This is a genomic window from Variovorax trehalosi, assembly GCF_051216415.1.
Taxonomy (GTDB): Bacteria; Pseudomonadota; Gammaproteobacteria; order Burkholderiales; family Burkholderiaceae_C; genus Variovorax.
Genome location: NZ_JBPJZG010000004.1, coordinates 157,239 through 181,238, shown reverse-complemented (window position 1 = coordinate 181,238; position 24,000 = coordinate 157,239). Strand labels below are relative to the sequence as shown.

Below are 24,000 nucleotides of genomic sequence, written 5' to 3'. Positions count from 1 at the left end.
ACCTTCATCACCCGGCGAGCGGGCATAAAAAAGGCGCCGACCAGCGGCGCCTTTCAAGTTCGAAGTGGCATCTCGTACGGAGCCTTGAAGGATTTTTCTTTTTGAAGGGGAAGTTGTCTCCTCGGACCCTCGGCAGCACGAGCAGGGCCCGTTCGCGAGTGCGCAGACTTTATGTGCTGCACCGCACCAGTGCATTGGGAATTACCCGCTTTGCCTTACTGCGAATGGCCGATTCGCAAACGAAAGTGTTTCTGGTGGTTAACGATGTGGCACGACTCGTGCACGTGGCACCACACCCGACAACTCGAAGAAGCGCACTGCCATGGCCTTGGTCCCGCAAGCCTCCATCAACGCGGCCGACACCGCCTGGATGATGACGTCGACCGCACTGGTGCTGCTGATGACGCTGCCCGGCATCGCGCTCTTCTATGCCGGCATGGTGCGGCGCAAGAACGTGCTGGCCACCATGGCGGCCGTCGTGGCGATCGCCGCGGCGGTCTCGCTCACCTGGTTCGCGCTGGGCTACTCGCTGGCGTTCACTCCGGGCTGGCCGTGGCTCGGCGGCACCGAGCGCTTCTGGTTCTCGGGCTTCGAATACCTGAAGGAGGCCGGGCAGATCGCGGTGAGCCATGTCGCGCCCAACGTGCCCGAGTCGGTCTATGCGATGTTCCAGCTCACCTTCGCGATCATCACCACCGCGCTGGTGCTGGGCGCCTTCGTCGAGCGCATGCGCTTCTCGGCGATTCTGTGGTTCGCGCTGCTGTGGAGCGTGCTGGTCTATGCGCCCATCGCGCACTGGGTCTGGGAGCCGGGCGGCTGGCTCGCGCAGATGGGCGCGCTCGACTTCGCGGGCGGCTCGGTGGTGCACGTCAACGCGGGCATCGCGGGACTGGTGTGCGCCTATGCACTCGGCCCGCGCAAGGGCTATGGGCGAGAGGCCTTCGAGCCCTACAGCCTGGCGATGACGATGATGGGCGCCGGCCTCCTGTGGGTCGGTTGGTTCGGCTTCAATGCGGGCTCGGCGGTCGCGGCCGACGGGCGCGCGGGCCTCGCGATGCTGGTCACGCACATCGCCGCGGCGGCCGGTGCGATGAGCTGGATGATCGGCGAGTGGATCGTGCGGCGCAGCCCTTCGCTGCTGGGGCTCTGCTCGGGTCTCGTGGCCGGGCTGGTGGCGATCACGCCGGCCGCCGGCTTCGTCACGCCGCTCTCGGCGCTGGCCATCGGCGCCATCGCGGGCTTGGCCTGCTACTGGGGTGCCACGGGCCTGAAGCACATGCTGGGCGCGGACGATTCGCTCGACGTGTTCGGCGTGCATGGCATCGGCGGCATCGTGGGCGCGCTGCTCACGGGCGTGTTCGCCGATGCGCGCATCTCGGGCTCGGCCGGCAATGTGTTGACGCAGGCCATCGCCGTCGGCAGCGTGGCGATCTACAGCGCGGCGGGAACGGCGATCGTGCTGTTCCTGGTGCATGTGCTGGTCGGATTGCGCGTCGACCCCGAAAGCGAGCAGCTGGGCCTCGATCTTGCTCAGCATCGTGAACACCTGGGAGCCTGACCACCCGAGGGAGACATCATGCCATCCATGTCCGAAAGCGAACGCATCGCGCTTGCAGCCCGTCTTCACGTGGCACTGCGGCGAAAGCACGGGCGCGTGACCGACACCGAATGGATGGCCACCAATGCCGAGTACGCCGCCGAGATCGTGCGCATGACGCGCGCGCACGCGGCGGAAACGAAGGACGAGGAACTCGACCAGCTGGCCACGCGGCTCGAGCAGGCGATGGAGCCGCTGGCGCGCGCCGCGCGGCTGGCGGCGCGGCAACCCGATGGAACGCCGCCTACGCCGCCACCCCGCTACGTCGGCGGGTTGCGCTGACGCTCAGCCCGCCGCCAGCGCCGCCTTGCGGATCGACTGCAGCGTGCTGGCCGGCGTGATCGCCTCGGGGTCCAGCAGGCAATGCAGGATCGCCGGCTTGCCGCTGGCACGTGCACGCGCCAGCGCGGGGCCGAACTCCTCGGTTGTCGTCACCCGCTCGCCGTGCCCACCGAACACCTCGGCGTAGCCGCGGAAGTCGGGGTTCTTCAGCTGCGTGGCGCTGATGCGGCCGGGGTAGTGCTTTTCCTGGTGCATGCGGATCGTGCCGTACATGCCGTTGTCCAGCAGCACGACGAGGATCGGCAGGCCGTACTGCACGGCGGTGGCGAACTCCTGCCCGTGCATCATGAAATCGCCGTCGCCCGCGAACACGACCACCTCCCGCTCGGGCCACAGGCGCTTCGCACCGACGCCCGCCGGCAGGCCGTAGCCCATCGAGCCGCTGGTCGGCGCAAGCTGGCTCGCGAACGCACGGAACGGCCAGAAGCGGTGCACCCAGGTCGCGAAGTTGCCCGCGCCGTTGCAGAAGATGGTGTCGGCCGGCAGCACCTCGCGCAGGTGCTGCATGACCTCGCCCATCTGCAGCGGGCCGGGGATGCGGATCGGGGCCGGGTCGCTCCAGCGGAGGAAATCTTCGCGTGCGGTCTTCGTTTCGGCCTGCCACACGGGCGGCGACGCCGGACGCAGCGTGGTCACGGCTTCGGCGAAAGCCTGCGGCGTGGCGTGGATGGCCTGCGCCGGACGGTAGAGCTTGCCGAGCTCGTCGGCGTCGGCGTGCACATGCACCAGCGCCTGCTTCGGCTGCGGAATCGCGAACAGCTCATAGCCCTGCGACGGCACTTCCGACAGACGCCCGCCCACCAGCAGAACGAGGTCCGCATCGCGGATGCGCGCCAGCATGCGCGGGTTCGCGCCGAGCCCCAGGTCGCCTGCGTAGCAGGGGTGATCGGCGGACATCAGCATCTGGCGGCGGAACGAGCAGTACACCGGGAGCGCATACGCCTCGGCGAACTTCGCGAACTGCTGCGTCGCGGCTTCGGACCAGCGGCTGCCGCCCAGGATGACGACCGGCCGCTGCGCTTGCGACAGGCGCTGCTGCAGCTCGGCCAGTTGCGCCGCGCCGGGATGAGTTTCGGTCACGGCATAGGGCAGCGCATCGGCCACCACGGCGGCTTCCGTGAGCATGTCTTCCGGCAGCGCGATCACCACCGGACCGGGCCGGCCCGAGGTCGCGACATGGAAAGCGCGCGACACCAGCTCGGGCACGCGCGCCGGATCGTCGATCTGCACCACCCACTTGGCCATGGTGCCGAAGACCGCGCCGTAGTCCAGTTCCTGGAAGGCTTCGCGGCCGAGCGCGTCGCGCGCGACCTGCCCGACGAACAGCAGCAGCGGCGTCGAGTCCTGGTGCGCGATGTGCACGCCCGCCGCCGCGTTGGTGGCACCGGGGCCGCGCGTGACGAAGCAGACGCCCGGCTTGCCGGTGAGCTTGCCCTGCGCCTCGGCCATCATCGTCGCGCCGCCCTCCTGCCGGCACACCGTCACGTCGATCGATGCGTCGTGCAATGCATCGAGCACGGCCAGGAAGCTTTCGCCGGGCACGCAGAAAAGCTGCTGCACGCCGTGGGTGATGAGCTGGTCGACCAGGATCTGGCCGCCGGTGCGGGAGGAAGTCATGAGGGTTCCAGTGGAATGAAGAGGTTCAGGAGAGCGCGGCGCAGGCGGCGGCAATGCGCGCGCACGCCTCTTCGAGTTGCGCCATCGACGTCGCATACGAGATGCGGAAATACGGCGCGAGCCCGAACACGCTGCCCGGCACCACCGCCACGTCGAAGTCCTGCAGCAGGTAGCGGCAGAAGTCGCTGTCGGTCTGCAGCAGCGCGCCGCCGACGGTGCGCCTTCCGAGCACGCCGGCGCAGCTTGCGAATGTGTAGAAGGCGCCCTCGGGCACGCGGCAATGCAGGCCTTGGGTGCGGTTGAGCGCGGCCACGACGAAGTCGCGGCGCTGTTGAAACGATGCACAGCGCTCGGCCACGATGCCCTGCGGTCCGGTGAGCGCCTCGGTGGCTGCGGCCTGGCTCACCGACGACGGACACGAGGTCGACTGGCTCTGCACCACGGCCATCGCGGCGATCAGTGCACGCGGGCCCGCACCGTAGCCGACACGCCAGCCGGTCATCGCATAGGCCTTCGACACGCCGTTCACCGTCAACGTGCGTTCGCGCAGCCGCGGCTCCACGGCCACCGGCGTTGCGAACGCGAGGCCGTCGTAGAGGATATGTTCGTAGATGTCGTCCGCCAGCACCCAGACGCCCGGGTGATCGAGCAGCACGTCGGTGATCGGCTTGAGCTGCGCGGCGCTGTAGGCTGCGCCGCTCGGGTTCGACGGCGAGTTGAGAAACAGCCAGCGCGTGCGCGGCGTGATGGCCGCCTGCAGTTGCGCCGCGCCGATGCGGAAACCGTTCGCCTCGCTGCCCGTCAGATGCACCGGCACGCCGCCGCAGATCTGCACGATGTCCGCGTACGAAGTCCAGTACGGCGCGGGCAGGATCACTTCGTCGCCCGGGTTCAGGCTCGCCATCAGCGCGTTGAAGATCACCTGCTTGGCGCCCGCGCTCACGCTGATCTCGTCGAGCGCGAAGTCCAGCGCGTTGTCGCGCTTGAACTTCAACTGCACGGCAGCCTTCATCGCCGGGCTGCCGTCGAGCACCGTGTAGCGCGTGTCGCCGCGCGCAATCGCCTGCGAGGCCGCATGCCGGATGTTCTCTGGTGTGTCGAAGTCGGGCTCGCCCGCACCCAGCACGATCACCGGGCGGCCGGCGCGCTTGAGCGCCTGGGCATGGTCGGTAATGCGCAGGATCTCCGAGACATTGATGGCGCGCACACGTTGCGCCGGCGAGAACACGGCTGCGTCTGTCACTTGGCGTAGGCTTCCAGTGGCTTGTCGTTGGGTTCGAGGAGCAACTGCTTCAGGGCCGGGCTCATCGGCAGGTTGAGGCTGGTGTTCTTCGGCGGAATCGCGGCCACGAACCACTTGATGTAGATCTTCTCGAGCTCGCCGCTCTTCATGAGCTTGCGCAGCGACTCGTCCACCGCCGTCTTGAAGGCCGGGTCGTCCTTGCGGAACAGCAGCGCGATCGGCTCGGAGCCCAGAGCATCGCCAACGATGCGGTAGGCCGCCGGGTTCTTCGAGTTCGCGATGATCCCGGCGAGCAGGTTGTCGTCGAGCACGAAGGCATCGGCGCGGCCCGATTCCATGAGCAGGAAGCTCTCCAGGTGGTCCTTACCCAGCATCGTGTTGTACGAGACGTTCTGCGCGCGCTCGCGCTTGCGCAGCAGCTGCACGGCGGTGGTGCCGGTCGATGCCGACACGTTGCGGCCCGCGAGCTGGTCCAACGTGGTGATGCCCGAGTCGACCCGGGTCGCCATGCGCACTTCGCTCACGTACGTGGTGAGCGCGAAGGCCACCTGCTGCTGGCGCGCGGTGTTGTTGGTGGTGGGGCCGCAGCCGATGTCCAGCGTGCCGTTCTGCACCAGCGGAATCGTGTTCTGCGCGGTCACCGCCATGTATTCGAGCTTGGCGTTGGGCGTGATGTCTTTCAGCACGCGCTCGCAGAGTTCGACGTGGTAGCCCACGTACTTCTCGCCCGCGCCCAGCATGTAGGCCATGGGCGGCGAGGCTTCGCGCACGCCGAGCACGACCTTGCCGCTTGCCTTGATCTTGTCGAGCGTGCCGCCGGTGGGGGCCTGCTGCGCGGTGGCGTTGCCGAATGCGAGCGCGAGCAGCGCGGCGGTGGCGAGGGTCTTCAGTTGCTTCTTCATCTTCTCTGTCTCCTGGTGGTTTTTCTTGGATGCACGCGGCCGCCGCCTTGCCGCTGCAGCGAAATGCTGCGCGGCAGGAACAACGGGCCGGGGTCGATCAGTCGCCAATATCGAAGGTCACGCCCTGGGCGAGGGGCAATGCCGTCGAGTAGTTGATGGTGTTGGTGGCACGGCGCATGTACGCCTTCCAGCTGTCGGAGCCCGCTTCGCGCCCGCCGCCGGTTTCCTTCTCGCCACCGAAGGCGCCGCCGATCTCGGCACCGCTCGGGCCGATGTTGACGTTGGCAATGCCGCAGTCAGAGCCGGCGCTCGACATGAAGCGCTCGGCCTCGCGCACGTTGAGCGTGAAGATCGACGACGACAGGCCCGCGCCCACCGCGTTGTGCCATTCGATGGCTTCGTCGAGCGTGCTGTAGCGCACCACGTAGAGGATGGGCGCGAAGGTCTCGCGCAGCACCGGGCCATCGTGCGACTTCAGCTCCACCAGCGCGGGGCGCACGTAGTAGGCGTCCTGCGTGCCGATGCCGTCGACGCGGTTGCCACCGTGCACCTTGGCGCCGATCTCGCGGCTTTCGCTGAGCGCCTTCTGCATGCCATCGAAGGCCGCGCGGTCGATCAGCGGACCGACCAGCGTGCCGGCCTCGCGCGGATCGCCCACCTGCACATTGCCGTAGACCTTCGCGAGCTTGGGAACGAGCTGGTCGTACACGCTGTCGTGCACGAACAGGCGCCGCAGCGTGGTGCAGCGCTGGCCGGCCGTGCCCATGGCCGAGAACGCGATGCCGCGCAGCGTGAGGTCGAGGTCGGCCGAAGGCGTAACGATGGCGGCGTTGTTGCCGCCCAGTTCAAGAATCGCGCGGGCAAAGCGCGCAGCCAGCTTCGGCCCGACCTGCCGCCCCATCGCCGTGGAGCCGGTGGCCGAGAGGATCGGCACGCGGTGGTCGTCCACCAGCACCTCGCCGATGTCGCGCTGGCCCAGCAGCAGGCCGAGCAGGCCTTCGGGCGCGTCGCCGAAGCGGGCAATGGCGCGTTCGGCGATGGCATGCACGGCCAGCGCGGTCAGCGGCGTTTTTTCAGACGGCTTCCACACCACCGAGTCGCCGCACACCAGCGCGAGCGCTGCATTCCACGACCACACGGCCACCGGAAAGTTGAAGGCCGAGATCACGCCGCACACGCCCAGCGGATGCCAGGTTTCCATCATCCGGTGCTCGGCGCGCTCGGTGGCCAGCGTGAGGCCGTAGAGCTGGCGCGAGAGGCCGACCGCGAAGTCGCAGATGTCGATCATTTCCTGCACCTCGCCCGCGCCTTCGGACGGGATCTTGCCGGCCTCCAGCGTGACGAGACGGCCCAGGTCGCGCTTGGCGGCGCGCAACTCTTCGCCCAGAAGGCGCACCAGCTCGCCGCGGCGCGGCGCCGGCACATTGCGCCAGGCCTTGAAGGCCTCGTGCGCGCGGCCGATGGCGCCGGTGGCTTCCACCGCCGTGGTCTGCGGCACCTGCGCGATCACCTCGCCGGAAACCGGCGAGCGCACCGTCAGCTCGCCGCCGGTGTAGGCGGTGCGGGGCACGCCCAGGCGCTGCAGCAGTTGTTCGACTTCGGCGGGGAGGGAAACGGGGGATTGGGTTTCGGACATGGGCGCGCTCCGCAAAGGAGGGAAGAAGAAAGGCAACAGAGGGGCGGGAAACCCGGTCAATATCTGCGAATCCCGCGCGCTTGCCTAGTGAAAAAATGGAAGGACTTGATGCGTTTCAGGAAGGAAGTCGTCTGCTAACCATGCTGAAATCGCACGCATCTTGCCAACACCTTCGCTGGAGCCGTCATCCATGAGCTTCGAGTTTCAGAGCAAGCCCACGACTGGCTACACCGAACTCACCGCCGAGCATCAACTGCTTGCCGACTGGGTCGCGCTTCACCCCCGGAGAGGGGTGGCGGAATACCTCGACCACAGAATGGTCGACAGAGAGAACCGAGCCGCCGCCTACTACATCCACGGGGTGGGCATGGGCGATGGCAAGCGGTTTGCACTCGTCCAAGGGCGAGGCATCGTCATCTTCGACGCCGTGGAGTCGCTCACGCCGGAGCGTGAGCGGGTCGTACAGCTGTCGAGCGTCGAAATTCCAGAGATGTTCGATACGCTGCGCGACGATTGTCGAACGCTGATGGTGGAAGCATGCAGGTGCTACGCCCGTTGGGTCGATCGGGATTGGCCCCGCGCACCCATACTGCGATTCGAGTTCGACGAGCGGCCATGGCGCGTCGTTCCGACCAAATACTCCAGGCTTTACTGGCTGGAACAAGCAAAAAAATGGACGGCTGCGGCAAAACCGAAGGCACTTTCTGTCTGGCGCTCACTGACCAGCCCCTTGGCGAGCGCTGTCGCACTTGTCGTCCTCGTGGCGCTGTCGCTCGCGCAGGTGGGGGTCCCCCTCGTGGCTGTCTTGCTCGCTGCCTGCTGGTTTTGGTGGCGACTTTCAAGGTATGACGATGACCTTGTATTCGGTCATTGGCTGATCGGCAGGACAAAGCTAAAGGGCCCTTTCAGTCCTTACAAGACGATTTCGCGTTTGCTGGAGCCCCGGCCGCTGCACGCGTTCAAAGTCACGTTGACCCGCCCGCGATCCTCTCAACCAGATTGCTTCACCTTGAAGGTGCTGAACATCAGCTGGTACCCGGCTTTCTATTTTTCGATATCGGCCAAGGACGTCGCGGACCTTGTCGCGCCAGGATTCAGCGATACGCTGCGCGCTGCCAACAAGGGTGCGATCGACCCGAATGCACTCCACGCCGCCTTCTCCGATCTTCAACGTCGATGGCTGCTTCCCCGTCAAACGGTTGAGTGGCATGTAAAAGCGAAGATCGAATTTCCTATCGAGAAACCCGCGTCCCAAGTCGCGGCCATAGTCGCCATCTCACGACGTGTCTCAGGCGAACCGAAGCATGGGCCGCAGAGTTTTTTGTTGCCCGTGGAGGTCTTGGGCCATTAACGGCGCAGTGATATTTGCCCCAGCCCGACACCTTGGTGCGCATCGATCTTCCGCCCCGCCGACAACTCCACGAGCCTTCCGCGCGCGTTCGATCCGGAGTGTGGAGGTAGACATCTTCTCTGCAAGAACTCGGCCTGCACTCCCCGCGCGACGGCCTGCGCGCCTACGCACGAACCGCCGCATGGCGCCCAAGATTCCGCACCCTCATCACTGCGCACGCGCCATGAAGCTCATCCATTCCCTCTACGCCGCGATCCACGCGCTGATGGCGCTCGCATTCGCCATCGCATCGCTCGTGCTGGTCGTGATCGCGGCGCGGGCCGGCTGGGGCGCGGTGACGCAGGGTCTCGATCTTCCGGCCGCCGAGGCGATCATCGAAGCGGTGGGCCTGCTGGCTGCCGGCGTGGTGGCGCTGCAGATTTCGCAGACCGTGCTCGAAGAAGAAGTGGTGCGCGACGCCCACATCGGCGCGCCGACCCGCGTGCGCCGCTTCCTCTCGCGCTTCATGGTCGTCATCGTGGTGGCCGTCGCGGTCGAAGGGCTGGTGGCGACCTTCAAGGCGCGCGAAGCGCCCGAGCTGATGCTGCACGCCGCCGCCATGCTGGGCGCGGTCGGCCTGCTGATGGCGGGCTGGGGCATCTTCATCCGCCTGAACCGCTATGCCGAAGAGCTGGAGCCCGAGGCGATGGAAGAGGCGAAGAGCGAGGACAAGAAGCTGAAGTGATCAGCCCGGGCCGGGCGCGTCGGGCAACGAGATCCTCTGCCCGGCCGGCGACCCCGCCAGGCTCTGCGCCGGCCTCCTGAGCGTCGCATCGAACGGGTTGATCTTCGGCCCGATGGCCGCGGCCTCTCGCTTGAGCAGCTCCACCACCGTCGGCATGCGGTCCGCATTGAGCCGGTCGGCAATCGTGCCCACGCTCAGCGCGGCCACCGCGCGCCCTTCGCGATCGAGGATCGGCACCGCCACGCCCGCCATGCCTTCGAGCAGCCCGGTGTTGCGCCCCGCATAGCCCTGCTGGCGCACGCGCTCGATCTCGGTGCGCAGATAGACCTCGTCGTACACGCCGTACTCGCGCACGCGAGAGAGGTTGAAGCGGATCACCTCCTCGCGCTCCGCCTCCGGCAGGAAGGCCAGGATCGCGAGCGCCCCCTGTCCCACGCCCAGCGCGATGCGCCCGCCGATGTCGCCGGTGAACGAGCGGATCGGAAACGGCCCTTCGCTGCGGTCGAGGCACACCGCGTCGAAGCCGCTTCTCACCAGCAGGAAGATGCTGTCGCCCAGGCTCGCGCACAGGCGCAGCAGCACGGGCCGGCAGATGGCGCGCAGGTCACCGGGGTTGCCGGCGTTGGCCGCGAGCGCGAAGAAATCGATGCTCAAGCGATAGAGCTTGGTGCGCTCGTCCTGCTCGACCATGCCTTCGGCCATGAGCGCCTGCAGCAAACGGTGCGTGGTGGCTTGCGTGAGGCCCACGGAACGTGCGATCTGGGTCACGCGGCCGCCTTCGGCCTGCACCGCGCCGAGCGCGCGGATCACCGAAAAGACGCGCGGCACGCCGCCGCTGGCAGCGGACGACTGCGAAGACACCTCCGATGTGGTTTCCATACCTTGCTCCTGTGGAATTCTCTGATTCGATTTTATGACTCACATTCCGATGAATGGAATAAATCATAGAAAAATTCTGATTAATGGAATACCCGAGGCATTCTGGCGCAATCGTTGCAATAGAGTGAATCGAAAGTACCCAGCAGTCCATGGCATGCACCAAGGTGTCGCACGCCATCTTTCTGCTCCCACGAAAGGCGCTTCCATGTCATTCCTACGGCTTACCGACGTGACCAAGTTCTACGGCAGCACCCGCGCGGTGTCGGCGATGAACCTCAGCGTCGAGAAGGGCGAGTTCGTCTCGCTGCTCGGCCCCTCGGGCTGCGGCAAGACCACCACGCTGCAGATGATTGCGGGCTTCGAGGCGGTCTCCAGCGGCCGCATCGAACTCGCGGGCAAGGACATCACGAACGCCAAGGCCAACACGCGGGGCCTGGGCATCGTGTTCCAGAGCTACGCACTCTTTCCGCACATGACGGTGGCCGACAACGTGAGCTTCGGCCTCGAGATGCGCAAGATGCCCAAGGCCGAGCGCGCCGAACGCGTGAAGCAGGCGCTCGCGCTGGTGCACCTGGAGGCGCATGCCACGCGCTACCCGCGCGAGCTCTCGGGCGGCCAGCGGCAGCGCGTGGCGCTCGCCCGCGCACTGGTGATCGAGCCGCCGGTGCTGCTGCTCGACGAGCCGCTATCCAACCTCGACGCCAAGCTGCGCGAGGAAATGCAGTTCGAGCTACGCCAGATCCAGCGCAAGGTCGGCACCACCACGGTGATGGTCACGCACGACCAGAGCGAGGCCATGTCGATCAGCGACCGCGTGGTGGTGATGGAAGGCGGCTGCGCCACGCAGATCGACCATCCGCACCGCGTGTACGAGCATCCAAGCACGCGCTTCATCTCCACCTTCGTGGGCAAGGCCAACCTGCTGAACGGACGCGTCACCACCTGCAGCACCGGCAGCTGCAACGTCGAGGTCGGCCCGCTGGCGGTGCAGGTCGACGAAGACGGCTTCAAGGCCGGCGCCGCGGTGCTCATGAGCGTGCGGCCCGAAAAGCTCCAGCTGGTCATGGCCGGCCGCGGGCGGCTCGACGGCACGGTGCAGGAGCGCTTCTTCCTCGGCAGCCAGTGGCTCTACCGCATCGCCACGCCCGCCGGCGACCTGATGGTGCTGAGCCCCAACGACGGCCGCGAGGCGCTGGACGAAGGCAACGCCGTGGGCATCGACTGGCCCGCGCACTGCACGCGCTTGCTGCCGGCCGAGGAGGCGGTCGCGGCATGAGCGGCATCCGGAACAAGGCCGCGCCGTGGTGGCTCTCGGGCCCCGCGCTGCTTCTCTTCACCGCGCTGCTGCTGGTGCCGCTGCTGCTTACCGCGGTGCTGTCGTTCAACGTGTACGACCCGGCCACCGGGCCGAAGGCGGGCGAATTCACGCTCGCGCACTACGCGCACGTGTTCACCGACTCGTACTACCACGGCATCTTCTGGCGCACCTTCTGGATCTCGGCGCTGGTCACGCTGATCTGCGTGGTCATCGGCGCGCCCGAGGCTTACGTGCTCAGCCGCATGCGCAACCCGTGGCGCTCGATCCTGTTGCTGGTGGTGCTCGCGCCGCTCCTGGTGTCGGTGGTGGTGCGCGCCTTCGGCTGGAGCATGCTGCTCGGGCCTGAGGGCGCGGTGAATTCGCTGCTGGGCCTCGTGGGCATCGGGCCGGTGAAGATGCTCTACACCGAGATCGCCGTGATCATCGCGCTGGTCCACGTGATGCTGCCGTTCATGGTGATCCCGGTGTGGACCTCGCTGCAGAAGCTGGACCCCGGTGTCGAGAACGCAGCGCTCTCGCTCAAGGCCTCGCCCTTCACCACGCTGCGGCGCATCGTGCTGCCGCAGGTGATGCCCGGCATCCTCTCGGGCAGCCTGATCGTGTTCGGCCTGGCCGCGAGTTCGTTCGCGATTCCGGGGCTGCTCGGCGGGCGTCGTTTGAAGATGGTTGCGACGGTGGTCTACGACGAGTACCTGAGCGAACTGAACTGGCCCCTGGGCGCCGCCATCGCGCTCACGCTGCTCGCCGCGAACCTGATCGTGATGCTGAGCTACAACCGCCTCGTAGAAGGCCGCTACAAGAAAGCGCTCGGGTGACCCTATGAGCAAGAACGGCCCCTTCGCCCTCGCGTTCAACGCGCTCGTCATCACCTTCATGCTGGCGCCGCTGCTGGTGGTGTGCATCGTCGCGTTCACGCCCGAGAACACGCTGACCATTCCGACCACCAGCTTCTCGCTGCGCTGGTTTGCCGCGGTGTTCGCGCACCCGGACTTCATGCAGTCGTTCTGGAACAGCCTGTGGCTCGCGCTGGCCTCCGCCACCATCGCCACGCTGCTCGCGGTGCCGGCCGGCATGGCGATCACGCGCTACGAGTTTCCGGGGCGCGATTTCCTCAACGCCCTCTTTCTCTCGCCGCTGATCATTCCGCACCTGGTGCTGGGCGTGGCGCTGCTGCGGCTGTTCGCGCTGGTGGGCGGCACGGGCAGCTTCGGCTGGCTGGTGATGGCGCATGCGCTGATCGTCACGCCCTACACGCTGCGTCTTGTGGTGGCCGCGCTCGTGGGCTTCGACCGCAGCGCCGAGCAGGCGGCGCTCTCGCTCGGCGCGAGCCAGGCCACGGTGTTCCGGCGCATCACGCTGCCGATGATCCTGCCGGGCGTCACCGGCGGCTGGATGCTCGCCTTCATCAACAGCTTCGACGAGGTGACGATGTCGATCTTCGTGACCTCGCCGAGCACGGTGACGCTGCCGGTGCGCATGTACATGTATGCGACCGAGTCGATCGATCCGCTGATGGCGGCGGTGTCGGCGCTGATGGTGGCGGTGACCGCCATCGCGATGGTGATCCTCGACCGGCTCTACGGGCTGGATCGCGTGCTGGTGGGGCGCAAGTAGATGACGTCGAACGCATCCCACGCACTGCTGTATCGCGTGGCCGAGACCGGCCGTGCGGCGGTGGCCTTCACGCTCGATGGCGCGCCCGCATCAGCACTCGCCGGAGACACAGTGCTCACGGCCGTGCTCACACAGGGCAGCCAGCTGCGCCGCAATGAATTCAGCGACACGCCGCGCGCCGGCTTCTGCATGATGGGCGCCTGCCAGGACTGCTGGATCGCCACCGCCGAAGGCGAGCGCCTGCGCGCCTGCTCCACCTTCATCGCGCCGGGCATGGCGCTGGTCACCGGGCGGAGCGGCGCATGACGAATGCCGAGCTTCGACCCGTGATCGTCGGCGCCGGGCCGGCCGGCGTGCGTGCGGCACAAGCGCTGGTTGCACACGGACTGCGCCCCCTCGTGATCGACGAGGCCGCGCGTGCCGGCGGCCAGATCTACCGCCGCCCTCCCGCCAACTTCATCCAGCGCACCGCGGCCACGCTCTACGGCTTCGAGGCCTCGCGCGCGAACGCGGTGCACGAGACCTTCGACGCACTGCGCGATCGCATCGACTACCGCCCCGACAGTCTCGTGTGGAACGCGCAGGCCGGCGTGCTCGATGTGCTGCACAACCCGACGCGCACCACGACGCGCGTGCCGCATGGCGCGCTGATCGTCGCGACCGGCGCTACCGACCGCGTGCTGCCCGTGCAGGGCTGGACGCTGCCCGGCGTCTACACGCTCGGCGGCGCGCAGGTCGCGCTCAAGTTCCAAGGCTGCGCCATCGGAGAGCGCGTGGTGTTCATGGGCACGGGGCCGCTGCTGTACCTCGTGGCTTATCAATATGCAAAAGCCGGCGCGAAGATCGCGGCCGTGCTCGACACCGCACGGCTCGCCGATCAGATCGCCGCAACGCCCGCGATGCTGCGCCAACCCGCCGTGTTCGCGAAGGGCGTGTACTTCGTCGCGTGGCTGCGCGCGCACGGCGTGCCGCTGTACAGCGGTGTGCGTCCGCTGCGCGTGATCGGCGATGCCGACGCGCGCCGCGTCACCGGCGTCGCATGGCACGACGGCCGCGAAGAACGCACGCTCGACTGCGATGCGGTCGGCTTCGGCTACGCACTGCGTTCCGAGACCCAACTCGCCGACCTGCTCGGCTGCCGCTTCGAGTTCGCGCCGATGCACCGCGCCCACCTGCCGGTGCGCGATGCGGCGGGGCGCTCCAGCGCCCCGGGCGTGTACCTCGCGGGCGATGGCGCCGGCATCATGGGCGCCGATGCGGCCGAGTGGGCCGGCGAACGCGCCGCGCTCGCGCTGCTGGCGGACCGCGGCATCGCCATCGACACCGCGCGCGCCGAAACGCTGGAACGCAAGCTCGAAGGATTGACGGGTTTCCGTCGCGGGCTGGAGCGCGCCTTTCCGCTGCCGAACGATTGGGCTGCGAACGCGCCCGACGACCTTGTCGTCTGCCGCTGCGAAAACATCACCGCCGGCACGCTGCGCGAGGCCGTCCGCGTCAACGGCGCCGACGAGATGAACCGCCTCAAGGCCCTGTCGCGCATCGGCATGGGCCGCTGCCAGGGCCGCATGTGCGGCGTGGCCGCCGCCGAGATCCTCGCGCACGCGACGGGCCAGCCGCTTCAGCAGGTGGGCCGGCTGCGCGGGCAGGCGCCGATCAAGCCGATTCCGATTCATCTCGCCACGCACGCAGCCGGTGAAGGAGCGGGCGCATGAGCTCCATCCGGACCCTGCGCACCGACGTGGCCATCGTCGGCGGCGGCATCGTCGGCTCGTCGGCCGCGCTCGCGCTGCGGCAGATGGGCATCGGCGTGGTGCTGCTGGAGCGCGACCTCTGCGGCTCGCGATCCAGCGGCGTGAACTTCGGCGGCGTGCGGCGCCAGGGCCGGCCGCTGAGCCAGTTGCCGCTCGCGCAGCGCGCGCACCGGATCTGGGGCGGCCTGCCTTCGCTGATCGGCACCGATGGCGAATACCTGCGCTCGGGCCACTTCAAGATCGCACGCAGCGACTCGGACATGGCCTCGCTCGAACGCTACCGTGCGCAGAGCCTGGACTTCGATCTCGGGCTGGAGCTGATCTCTTCTGCCCGCCTGCGCGAGCGCTGCCCCTGGCTCGGCCCGCGCGCGGTCGGCGGTTCGCTGTGCGTGGAAGACGGGCAGGCCAACCCGCGGCTGGTGTCGCCCGCCTTCGCGCTCGCGGCGCAGCGCGCGGGCGCGCAGATCTTCGAGCGCCACCCAGTCGACGAGGTGATGCACGACGGCGCGATGTTCATGCTGCGCTCGGGCAATGCGCTCGAAGTGCATGCGCCGGTGCTGCTCAACTGCGCAGGCGCATGGGCCGCACCTTTCGCCGCTCAATTCGGGGAGGCGGTGCCGCTGCGCGCGAGCCACCCCGTGATGGCGGTGACCGAGCCGCTGCCGCACTTCATGGTCTGGAGCCTGGGCGTCGAGGGCGGCGGCATCTACGGCCGGCAGGTGGCGCGCGGCAACCTCGTGCTCGGCGGCGGGCGAGGCTATGCGCTCGATGCCGACCGCGCCCGCGTCGACCGCGACGCCATCGCCACGCTCGCGGTGCAGGCCATCGAGCTGCTGCCCGCGCTGCGCCATGCGCACTTCATCCGCACCTGGAGCGGCACCGAGGGCAACTTGCCCGACCGCCAGCCGGTGCTCGGGCCCAGCTGCACCACGCCCGGCCTCTTCCATGGCTTCGGCTTCTCGGGCGCGGGCTTCCAGATCGGCCCAGCCGCGGGCGAAGTGCTGGCCGAGCTGGTGCGCGACGGCCGCAGCAGCACGCCGATCGATGCGTTCGCTGTCGACCGCTCGTTCCCAGAAGAAGAGGGAGAAGCAGCGGATGAAGAACAAACCCTCTCCCCTCCCGATTCAGTCCCCACCCTCCCCTGAAAGGCAACCACCATGTCCCGTATCCAGAAGACCTTCTCCCTTCGCCGGACCCTGCTCGGGGCGGCGGCGGTTTCCCTGCTCGCGGCCACCGGCGCGGCGAGCGCGCAGACCAAGACGCTCTACATCGGCATGAACGGCGGCACCATGGAGAAGGCGTACACGCAGTACGTGTTCCCGGCCTTCGAGAAGCTCTACGGCGCGAAGGTGGTGGTGGTGCCTGGCACCTCGTCGGACATCCTCGCGAAGGCGCAGGCCAACAAGGACCGCCCGCAGATGCATGTGATGTTCCTGGACGACGGCATCATGGTGCGCGCCATCGGCATGGGCCTGTGCCAGAAGCAGAAGCCCAACCCGTCACTCGCCGAGATCTATCCCGCCGCGCGCTTCAAGGACGACATGGCCAGCGGAGTGAGCCTGGGCATGACCGGCCTCGCCTACAACGCCAAGATGTTCAAGGAAAAGGGCTGGGCCGCGCCCACCTCGTGGATGGACCTGGCCGAGCCGAAGTTCAAGGGCAAGGTGGTGTTCCAGTCGATGTCGTCCTCGTCGTTCGGGTTGCACGGCTTTTTGATGTTCAACCGCATCCAGGGCGGCAACGACAAGAACGTGGAGCCCGGCTTCAAGGCCTGGCCCACCACCATCGGCCCCAACGTGCTGGAGTACATCCCGAGTTCCGCCAAGCTCTCGGAGATGGTGCAGACGGGCGAAGCGGCCATCTTCCCGCTCACGCCCACGGCCGTGGCCGCGCTCAAGACCAAGGGCATTCCGGTCGAGTACGCACCGCCCAAGGAAGGCGCGGTGGTGCTGATGGTGGGCCAGTGCGTGATCGCCAACAACAGCGAGCCCGAGCTGTCGCAGAAGCTCGCCGAGTTTTTGCTGAGTCCGCTCGCGCAGGCCAACGTGCTTCAGTACGGCGCGCAGATCCCGACCAACCCGAAGGCACCGGCCGTGGGTGAAGGCGCGACGCAGGTGGCGGACATCAACAAGTGGATGAAGACGGCGATCACCATCGACTGGGAGAGCATCAACGCGAACCGGCCGGCGTGGAATTCGCGCTGGAATAAAACCATCGAGAAGTAATCAAGGCGCGGTCTTGCGTACCAGCACCGGCAGGCACAGCAGATAGAGCACCGCGCCGACCAGCCACACGATGCCCGGGAAGCGCGCGCGGAACGCGAAGTAGAGCGAGCTGATCAAGAGCGGCCCGACCACCGAGGCCAGGCTGGAGATGCTCGCGAGCACGCCTTGCAGCCGGCCCTGGTCGGCCTCGCCCACGCGCCGCGAGAGCATCGCCTGCAGCGCGGGCTGGCCGACGCCGCCCATGCACAGGAACGGCAGCAACGCAAGCGCCATCCAGCCCTGCGAGGCGAAGGCGATCAACGCGTAGGCCGTGCAGTCCGAGAGGGTGCCGACCGCGATCGCCACGCGCTCGCCCCAGCGCTCGACCAGCGGGCCCGCGAGGAAACCTTGCACCACTGCGTGGATCAGGCCGAAGCCCGCGAGCGAGAGGCCGACCGTGGTGCCGTTCCAGGCGTACCGGTCCTCGCCGTGGATCACCCAGGTCGTGCCCGCGACCTCGCCCACCAGCACCAGCACCAGGAACACGCCCAGGATCGGCAGCAGCGCGGGAACGCCCGCGGCCCAGCGCAGCGACGCGAGCGGATGCAGCACGCCGCGGTCGAAGGGCTGTGCCGCGAGCGCCGGCGGGCGCGACTCGCGCAACACCAGCAGGCCCACGAGGAAGGTCAGGCCGTTGAGCACCGCGGCCGCAATGAACGGCAGCCGCACGCCGTGGTCGCCGAGCACGCCGCCGATGGCCGGCCCGGCGATGAAGCCCAGGCCGAAGCAGGCGCCCATGCGGCCGAACCAGCGCGCGCGCTGGTCCTCGGGCGTGAGGTCGGCAATGGCCGCCGAGGCCACCGCGGTGCTCGCGCCCGTCATGCCCGCGATCGCGCGGCCCACGAACAGCATCCAAAGCGAGGGCGCGAAGGCCATGAAGAGCGCATCGATGGCCGCGCCCGCCACCGACACCAGCAGCACCGGCCGGCGACCGAAGCGGTCGCTGAGCGCGCCGAGCACGGGCGCGCAGAGGAACTGCATCAGCGCATACAGCGAGAGAAAGGCGCCGAAGCGCCAGCCGAGATCGCCGGTGTGGCCGACCTCGCGCAGCAGGCTCGGCACGATCGGCATGACCAGGCTGATGCCGATGGCATCGAGCGTGACGATCGCGAGGATCACGGCCTGCGCCTGGTGGCTACGGGTTGAAAAATTGGAAGACATGATGGAATTTATCGATGATAAGGAATTATCAGCGATAAATTCTGGGCTGTGAACCCCCACCATCAAGCCCGACACGGGCACGGACTACGGCATGAAACTGGACAGTGAAGTGATCCTCGAAGCAGCGCTCGCGCTGCTCGACGAGGTCGGCATCGACAAGCTCAGCACCCGGCTGCTGGCCGAGCGGCTCGGCGTACAGCAGCCTGCGCTGTATTGGCACTTCAAGAACAAACGCGCGCTGCTCGATGCGATGAGCGGCGAGATCCTGCGCCGCGCCCACGAGCGCCGGCTGCCGCTGGATGGCGAGACGTGGGAAGACTTCCTGCGCGAGAACGCGCGCAGCTTCCGCCGCGCGCTGCTGGCACGGCGCGACGGCGCGCGCCTGCATGCGGGCACCGAGCCCGACCCGGGCGACCTGGAAATGGTGGAGGCCCAGCTTGCTGCCGTGGTCAACCGGGGCATGGCGGCGACAGACGCCATGGCGTTGATGATCGCGCTGGGCCGCTACACCGTGGGCTGCGTGCTCGAGGAACAGGCGGCACCCGACGACGCGGCGGCGCGCCAGCAGACGCTCGATGCCGCCGCGGCATCGCGCCCCCTGCTGGCCGAGGCCTTCGCCAGCTACCGCAAGGCCGGGCCCGATGCGATGTTCGACATCGGCGTGGACCTCATGATCGAAGGCGCGAAGGCGCGCCTTGCGAACAGGGAAAGCGACGAGCCCAGGAAAGCCGCGCGGCGCAAGCCCGCACCGCGCAGCTGAGGCTCCCTGCTCAGCGGTTGGCTTCGACGATCCAGCCCGCAGCCTTCTCGGCCATCATCAAGGTCGGGCTGTTCGTGTTGCCGCTCGTGATGGTGGGCATCGCGCCCGCATCCACCACCCGCAGGCCCTGGATGCCGCGCACGCGCAGCTTCGCATCGAGCACCGCCATCGGGTCGCCGTCGGCGCCCATCTTGGTGGTGCCGACCGGGTGGAAGATGGTGGTCGCGATGTCGCCGGCCAGGCGCGCGAGGTCTTCGTCGCTCTGGTACTGCACGCCGGGCTTCCATTCCTCGGGCTTGTACTTGGCGAGCGCGGGCTGCGAGGCGATGCGGCGCGTCACGCGCAGCGAATCGGCCGCCACCTTGCGGTCTTCATCGGTGCTCAGGTAATTGGGCGCGATGGCGGGCGCATCTTCGAAACGCTTGCTCTTGATGCGCACCGAGCCCCGGCTCGTCGGATTGAGGTTGCACACGCTCGCGGTGAAGGCCGGAAAGCTGTGCAGCGGATCGCCGAAGGCATCGAGCGAGAGCGGCTGCACGTGGTATTCGAGGTTCGGCCACTCGTAGGCGTCGGAGCTGCGCGTGAAGGCGCCCAGTTGCGAAGGTGCCATGCTCATCGGACCGCTGCGTTTGAGCAGATATTCGAGCCCGATCTTCGCCTTGCCGACCATCGAGGATGCGAGCACGTTGAGCGTGGGCGCGCCGTCGATCTTGTAGACCGCGCGGATCTGCAAATGGTCCTGCAGGTTGGCGCCGACGCCGGGCGCATCGAGCACCACATCGATGCTGTGCTGGCGCAAGAGTTCGGCCGGGCCGACGCCCGAGAGCTGCAAGATCTGCGGCGAGCCGATGGCGCCCGCGCAAAGGATCACTTCGCGCTCGGCATGCGCGGTGCTCATCTCGCTCCCGTTCCACACCTCGGCGCCGGTGCAGCGCTTCGTGCCGTCGGGCTGCGTCTCGAACAGGAGGCGCGAGACCTGCGCGCCGGTCCACAGTTCGAAGTTGGGCCGGCCGTAGCAGGTGGGCCGAAGGAACGCCTTGGCGGTGTTCCAGCGCCAGCCGTTCTTCTGGTTGACCTGGAAGTAGCCCACGCCCTCGTTGCTGCCGCGGTTGAAGTCGGTGGTGTGCGGCACACCGGCCTGCACCGCGGCTTCGGCGAACGCATCGAGGATGTCCCAGCGCAGCCGCTGCTTCTCCACGCGCCACTCGCCGCCCGCGCCGTGCAGCTCGTCGGCACCGAGATAGAAATCTTCGTGCTTCTTGAAGGCCGGCAGCACGTTCTGCCAGCGCCAGTCGTCGTCGCCGGTGAGCTGGGCCCACTGGTCGTAGTCGCGCGACTGGCCGCGCATGTAGATCATCCCGTTGATGCTGGAGCAGCCGCCCAGCGTCTTGCCGCGCGGATAGCGCAGCGCGCGGCCGTTCAGGCCCGCATCGGGCTCGGTGTTGTAGAGCCAGTCGGTGCGCGGGTTGCCGATGCAGTAGAGATAGCCGACTGGAATGTGGATCCAGTGGTAGTCGTCCTTGCGGCCGGCCTCGATGAGCAGCACGCGCTTGGTCTTGTCGGCGCTCAGCCGGTTGGCGATGAGCGAACCGGCCGTGCCGGCGCCGATGATGATGTAGTCGAAGGTGTTGTCGTTGTCTCGCATGGCTCTTCTTTTCTTGGGATCACTGCTCAGGATTTCAGCATCGAAAAAATCTGCGCCCAGTTGCCTTGCGCGCGGTCGACCAGCACGTTCAGGCGGGCCTGCAACGCATGCGCCACGTCGGCGATCTCGCGCCCTGGCGCAAGCGGCTCGCGGCCCCAGACGATGGCGACCTCGGCCTGGATGCCTGCGGCTTCATCGGGCGCTCCGTCGCCCGCGGCTGCGAGCAGCATGAACGGCAATGCGTCGGGCATGAACTCGCGCGCGATGCGGTTCTCCTGCGCGGCAAGGCCGAGCTCCGACATGCTCGCGGCAAGCCGCATGCGCGTCAGCGTGAGCTCCGGCTGGCGGGGCAGGTCGGTGGCGTTCTCCGACCATTCCACCGCCTCGGCCCAGAAGACCTCGTCCCGCGGCCCCGTCTTGCCGAGCAGCCCGAACAGGCGGCCCCTGTAGATCGCCTGCATGTGGCGACTCGCAAAGTGCGCCATCGCCGCCGCATCGTCGATGGCCGGGGACAGCACGAGCCCCCGCTTGTGGTCGAAGCCGAAGTAGTGGCGCCGGCCATCGAGCGTGAACGACTCGATGCCGCCCACATGCCCGACGCGGCCCGCGATCGGCTGCCAGCCGGTCTCTTGCATGCGTGCTTCCGGGCGCGTGAAGTTACTTGGCCGTGGGCATCACGAACTCGGCACCCTTGCCGATGCTCTCGGGCCAGCGCTGCATGATGGACTTCTGCTTGGTATAGAAGCGCACGCCCTCTTCGCCATAGGCGTGCATGTCGCCGAACAGGCTCTTCTTCCAGCCGCCGAAACCGTGCCAGGCCATCGGCACCGGGATCGGCACGTTGATGCCCACCATGCCCACCTGGATGCGCCGGCTGAATTCGCGCGCCACGTTGCCGTCGCGGGTGAAGCAGCTCACGCCGTTGCCGAACTCGTGGGCGTTGATGAGGTCCACGGCGTCCTTGAAGTTCTCCACGCGCACGCAGCTGAGCACCGGGCCGAAGATCTCTTCCTTGTAGATGCGCATCTCGGGTGTGACGTGGTCGAACAGCGTGCCGCCCATCCAGAAACCATCGCCGCAACCTTCGCCGGCCACGCTGCCGTCGAACGAACGGCCATCGACCAGCAGCTTCGCGCCTTCCTTCTCGCCTTGCGCGATGTAGCCGGTGATGCGTTCGTGCGCCGCGCGCGTGACGATCGGGCCCATCTCGGCCGCGAGGTTGGTGCCGTTGAGTACCTTGAGCGTCTTCGTGCGCTCGATGAGCTTGGGAATCACCTTGTCCGCCACATCGCCCACCAGCACCGCGACGCTGATCGCCATGCAGCGCTCGCCGGCCGAGCCGTAGCCCGCGCCGATCAGCGCATCCACCGTCTGGTCGATGTCCGCATCGGGCATGACCACCATGTGGTTCTTCGCGCCGCCCAGGGCCTGCACGCGCTTGCCGTGGTGCGCGCCGGTCTCGTAGATGTAGTTGGCGATCGGCGTGGAGCCGACGAAGCTGATGGCCTTGACGTCCGGGTGCTCGAGCAGCGCATCGACCGCGACCTTGTCGCCCTGCACGACGTTGAACACGCCGTCGGGCAGGCCGGCCTGCTTGAACAGCTCGGCGATCAGCAGCGACGGGCTCGGATCGGTCGGGCTGGGCTTGAGCACGAAGGTGTTGCCCGCGGCAATGGCCACCGGGAACATCCACATCGGCACCATCACCGGGAAGTTGAAGGGCGTGATGCCGGCGACCACGCCCAGGGGCTGGCGCAGCGTCCAGTTGTCGATGCCGGTGCTCACCTGGTCGGTGAAGTCGCCCTTGAGCAGCTGCGGAATGCCGCAGGCGAATTCGACGATGTCGATGCCGCGGCTGACCTCACCCTGCGCGTCGGTGAAGACCTTGCCGTGCTCGGCGGTGATGAGGTGGGCGAGCTCGTCCTTGTGCTCGTTGAGCAGCTGCAGGAACTTGAACATCACGCGCGCCCGGCGGATCGGCGGGGTGTCGGCCCAGGCGGGGAACGCGGCCTGGGCGGCGGCCACGGCGGCCGAGACCTGCGCCGCGTCGGCGAGGCCGACCTTGCCGGTGACGGCGCCGGTGGCGGGGTTCGTCACGTCCTGCGTGCGGCCCGAGGTGTTGGCGGCCGGCAGGCCGGCGATGTGGTGGTCGATATTTCTGGTATTCATGGACATGATGAGGTCTCCGGAAGGCAATTTGGCCAGCTCCTCGAAGGAAAGGCCAATGATTTCGGCGCCATGGGCTTATAAATCGGACTTATATGACTACCGCCGCCATGGACCTCCAGATTTTGCGCGCCTTCGTTCTCGCGGCGAAGGAAGGCAACGTCTCGCGCGCCGCCGAGCGGCTGCATCTCACGCAGCCGGCAGTGAGCCTGCAACTGAAGCGCTTCGCCGAGGAAACCGGGCTCGTGCTCTTCACGCGCACGCCGCACGGCTTGGCGCTCACGGCCGACGGCGCGGCGATGCTGCCGCAGGCCGAGCGGGTGCTGGCCGCCGTGGGCGACCTGCAGCAGGCCGCGCGCAAGCTGCAGGGCACGGTGCGCGGGGCGCTGCGCATCGGCACCATCCTCGATCCGGAGTTCACCCGGCTGGGCGTGTTCCTGCGCGAACTGGTCGAGGCAGCGCCGCAGATCGAGACCGAGCTGCGCCACGGCATGAGCGGCAGCGTGCTGGCGCAGGTGCTGCGCGGCGACCTGGATGTGGGGTTTCATCTCGACCCCGGCGACGACGACCAAGCCGCGACAACGCCCGCGCTCTCGGTCCGCACCCTCACCCGCTTCACCTACCGCGTGGTCGCACCCGCCGGCTGGGGTCCGCAGGTGCAGGGCCGCGACTGGAAGGCGCTGGCCGCGCTGCCCTGGCTCGCGACGCCGCCCGAGTCGGCGCACCACCGGCTGCTGGAACGCGTGTTCGCGCCGCTGGGCCTCTCGCCGCGCCGTGTGGCGATGGTCGACCAGGAAGCGTCGATGCTCGACCTGCTGAAGTCGGGCATTGGCCTCAGCCTCGTGCGCGACTCGATCGCGATCCGCGAATGCCAGGCCCACGGCCTCGCGATGGCCGACCGGGTGCAGCTCGATTGCGCGCTGCGTTTCGTCTCGCTCGCATCGCGCCGCGACGAGCCGGTGGTCGCGAGCGCCTGGGATGCGCTGGGCAAGGCGTGGAGCTGAAGAAAAACTGAAAAAAACGGCGCACC

The 24,000-nt window shown here is 67.8% G+C and carries 22 protein-coding genes; 13 read left to right on the top strand and 9 right to left on the bottom strand.

What is annotated here, in order from left to right; genetic code table 11:
• The first annotated feature begins 322 nt into the window (after positions 1-322).
• Complete coding sequence (locus ACSFA7_RS16515) at positions 323-1,558, top strand: ammonium transporter (protein ID WP_435500382.1); 1,236 nt, start codon at positions 323-325, stop codon at positions 1,556-1,558.
• Positions 1,559-1,576: 18 nt separating this feature from the next.
• Positions 1,577-1,879 (top strand): hypothetical protein, encoded by a 303-nt coding sequence (locus ACSFA7_RS16510; protein WP_206176751.1) that lies wholly within the window; start codon positions 1,577-1,579, stop codon positions 1,877-1,879.
• 3 nt (positions 1,880-1,882) lie between these two features.
• Here the strand turns inward: ACSFA7_RS16510 and ACSFA7_RS16505 are convergent, their stop codons facing one another.
• The 4 genes from ACSFA7_RS16505 to amaB all read right to left on the bottom strand — a co-directional run bounded on the left by ACSFA7_RS16505 (position 1,883) and on the right by amaB (position 7,337).
• Complete coding sequence (locus ACSFA7_RS16505) at positions 1,883-3,556, bottom strand: thiamine pyrophosphate-binding protein (protein ID WP_435500381.1); 1,674 nt, start codon at positions 3,554-3,556, stop codon at positions 1,883-1,885.
• A 25-nt stretch (positions 3,557-3,581) separates the two neighbouring features.
• Complete coding sequence (locus ACSFA7_RS16500; RefSeq protein ID WP_435500380.1) at positions 3,582-4,799, bottom strand: pyridoxal phosphate-dependent aminotransferase; 1,218 nt, start codon at positions 4,797-4,799, stop codon at positions 3,582-3,584.
• Positions 4,796-5,701, bottom strand: coding sequence for an amino acid ABC transporter substrate-binding protein (locus ACSFA7_RS16495; protein ID WP_435500379.1), 906 nt, complete (start codon positions 5,699-5,701; stop codon positions 4,796-4,798). Before ACSFA7_RS16495 ends, ACSFA7_RS16500 begins: the two co-directional genes overlap by 4 nt.
• 97 nt (positions 5,702-5,798) lie before the next feature.
• A complete protein-coding gene (gene amaB / locus ACSFA7_RS16490; RefSeq protein WP_435500378.1) occupies positions 5,799-7,337 on the bottom strand; it encodes an L-piperidine-6-carboxylate dehydrogenase in 1,539 nt (512 codons plus the stop codon).
• Positions 7,338-7,527: 190 nt separating this feature from the next.
• Here amaB and ACSFA7_RS16485 point away from each other — a divergent pair, with 190 nt between their 5' ends.
• Positions 7,528-8,688, top strand: a complete 1,161-nt coding sequence (locus ACSFA7_RS16485; RefSeq protein WP_435500377.1) for a hypothetical protein — start codon at positions 7,528-7,530, stop codon at positions 8,686-8,688.
• A 223-nt stretch (positions 8,689-8,911) separates the two neighbouring features.
• Entirely contained in the window at positions 8,912-9,412 is a 501-nt protein-coding gene (locus ACSFA7_RS16480; protein ID WP_435500376.1) for a hypothetical protein, read from the top strand.
• Here the strand turns inward: ACSFA7_RS16480 and ACSFA7_RS16475 are convergent, their stop codons facing one another.
• A complete protein-coding gene (locus ACSFA7_RS16475; protein WP_435500375.1) occupies positions 9,413-10,291 on the bottom strand; it encodes an IclR family transcriptional regulator in 879 nt (292 codons plus the stop codon).
• A 205-nt stretch (positions 10,292-10,496) separates the two neighbouring features.
• Between ACSFA7_RS16475 and ACSFA7_RS16470 the strand changes: the two genes are divergently transcribed.
• The 7 genes from ACSFA7_RS16470 to ACSFA7_RS16440 are packed head-to-tail and all read left to right on the top strand — an operon-like array spanning position 10,497 to position 17,199.
• Positions 10,497-11,567 (top strand): ABC transporter ATP-binding protein, encoded by a 1,071-nt coding sequence (locus ACSFA7_RS16470; protein ID WP_435500374.1) that lies wholly within the window; start codon positions 10,497-10,499, stop codon positions 11,565-11,567.
• Positions 11,564-12,424: an ABC transporter permease gene (locus ACSFA7_RS16465; protein WP_435500373.1), complete on the top strand. Its 861-nt coding sequence runs from the start codon at positions 11,564-11,566 to the stop codon at positions 12,422-12,424. The genes ACSFA7_RS16470 and ACSFA7_RS16465 overlap by 4 nt, the downstream gene beginning before the upstream one ends.
• Positions 12,425-12,428: 4 nt before the next feature.
• Complete coding sequence (locus ACSFA7_RS16460; RefSeq protein WP_013538787.1) at positions 12,429-13,223, top strand: ABC transporter permease; 795 nt, start codon at positions 12,429-12,431, stop codon at positions 13,221-13,223.
• Positions 13,224-13,529: a (2Fe-2S)-binding protein gene (locus tag ACSFA7_RS16455; RefSeq protein ID WP_435500372.1), complete on the top strand. Its 306-nt coding sequence runs from the start codon at positions 13,224-13,226 to the stop codon at positions 13,527-13,529.
• Positions 13,526-14,935, top strand: coding sequence for an FAD/NAD(P)-dependent oxidoreductase (locus ACSFA7_RS16450; RefSeq protein ID WP_435500371.1), 1,410 nt, complete (start codon positions 13,526-13,528; stop codon positions 14,933-14,935). The genes ACSFA7_RS16455 and ACSFA7_RS16450 overlap by 4 nt, the downstream gene beginning before the upstream one ends.
• Positions 14,932-16,119: an NAD(P)/FAD-dependent oxidoreductase gene (locus ACSFA7_RS16445; protein WP_435500370.1), complete on the top strand. Its 1,188-nt coding sequence runs from the start codon at positions 14,932-14,934 to the stop codon at positions 16,117-16,119. Before ACSFA7_RS16450 ends, ACSFA7_RS16445 begins: the two co-directional genes overlap by 4 nt.
• A 12-nt stretch (positions 16,120-16,131) precedes the next feature.
• Positions 16,132-17,199, top strand: coding sequence for an ABC transporter substrate-binding protein (locus ACSFA7_RS16440; RefSeq protein ID WP_435500369.1), 1,068 nt, complete (start codon positions 16,132-16,134; stop codon positions 17,197-17,199).
• Here the strand turns inward: ACSFA7_RS16440 and tet are convergent, their stop codons facing one another.
• Positions 17,200-18,399, bottom strand: coding sequence for a Tet(A)/Tet(B)/Tet(C) family tetracycline efflux MFS transporter (tet, locus tag ACSFA7_RS16435; RefSeq protein WP_435500368.1), 1,200 nt, complete (start codon positions 18,397-18,399; stop codon positions 17,200-17,202).
• 91 nt (positions 18,400-18,490) lie between these two features.
• On the opposite strand from tet, the gene tetR reads away from it, so the two are divergent.
• Positions 18,491-19,159 (top strand): tetracycline resistance transcriptional repressor TetR, encoded by a 669-nt coding sequence (gene tetR / locus ACSFA7_RS16430; protein ID WP_435500367.1) that lies wholly within the window; start codon positions 18,491-18,493, stop codon positions 19,157-19,159.
• Positions 19,160-19,169: 10 nt separating this feature from the next.
• Here tetR and ACSFA7_RS16425 read toward each other — a convergent pair whose 3' ends face one another.
• From ACSFA7_RS16425 to ACSFA7_RS16415, 3 genes are read right to left on the bottom strand one after another with little or no spacing between them, the layout of a single operon-like run.
• Positions 19,170-20,804, bottom strand: a complete 1,635-nt coding sequence (locus tag ACSFA7_RS16425) for a GMC family oxidoreductase (protein ID WP_435500366.1) — start codon at positions 20,802-20,804, stop codon at positions 19,170-19,172.
• Positions 20,805-20,830: 26 nt separating this feature from the next.
• A complete protein-coding gene (locus ACSFA7_RS16420) occupies positions 20,831-21,439 on the bottom strand; it encodes a hypothetical protein (RefSeq protein WP_435500365.1) in 609 nt (202 codons plus the stop codon).
• A 22-nt stretch (positions 21,440-21,461) separates the two neighbouring features.
• Positions 21,462-22,979: a CoA-acylating methylmalonate-semialdehyde dehydrogenase gene (locus ACSFA7_RS16415; RefSeq protein ID WP_435500364.1), complete on the bottom strand. Its 1,518-nt coding sequence runs from the start codon at positions 22,977-22,979 to the stop codon at positions 21,462-21,464.
• An 86-nt stretch (positions 22,980-23,065) separates the two neighbouring features.
• Between ACSFA7_RS16415 and ACSFA7_RS16410 the strand changes: the two genes are divergently transcribed.
• Positions 23,066-23,974, top strand: a complete 909-nt coding sequence (locus tag ACSFA7_RS16410; RefSeq protein ID WP_435500363.1) for a LysR family transcriptional regulator — start codon at positions 23,066-23,068, stop codon at positions 23,972-23,974.
• Positions 23,975-24,000: the final 26 nt, after the last annotated feature.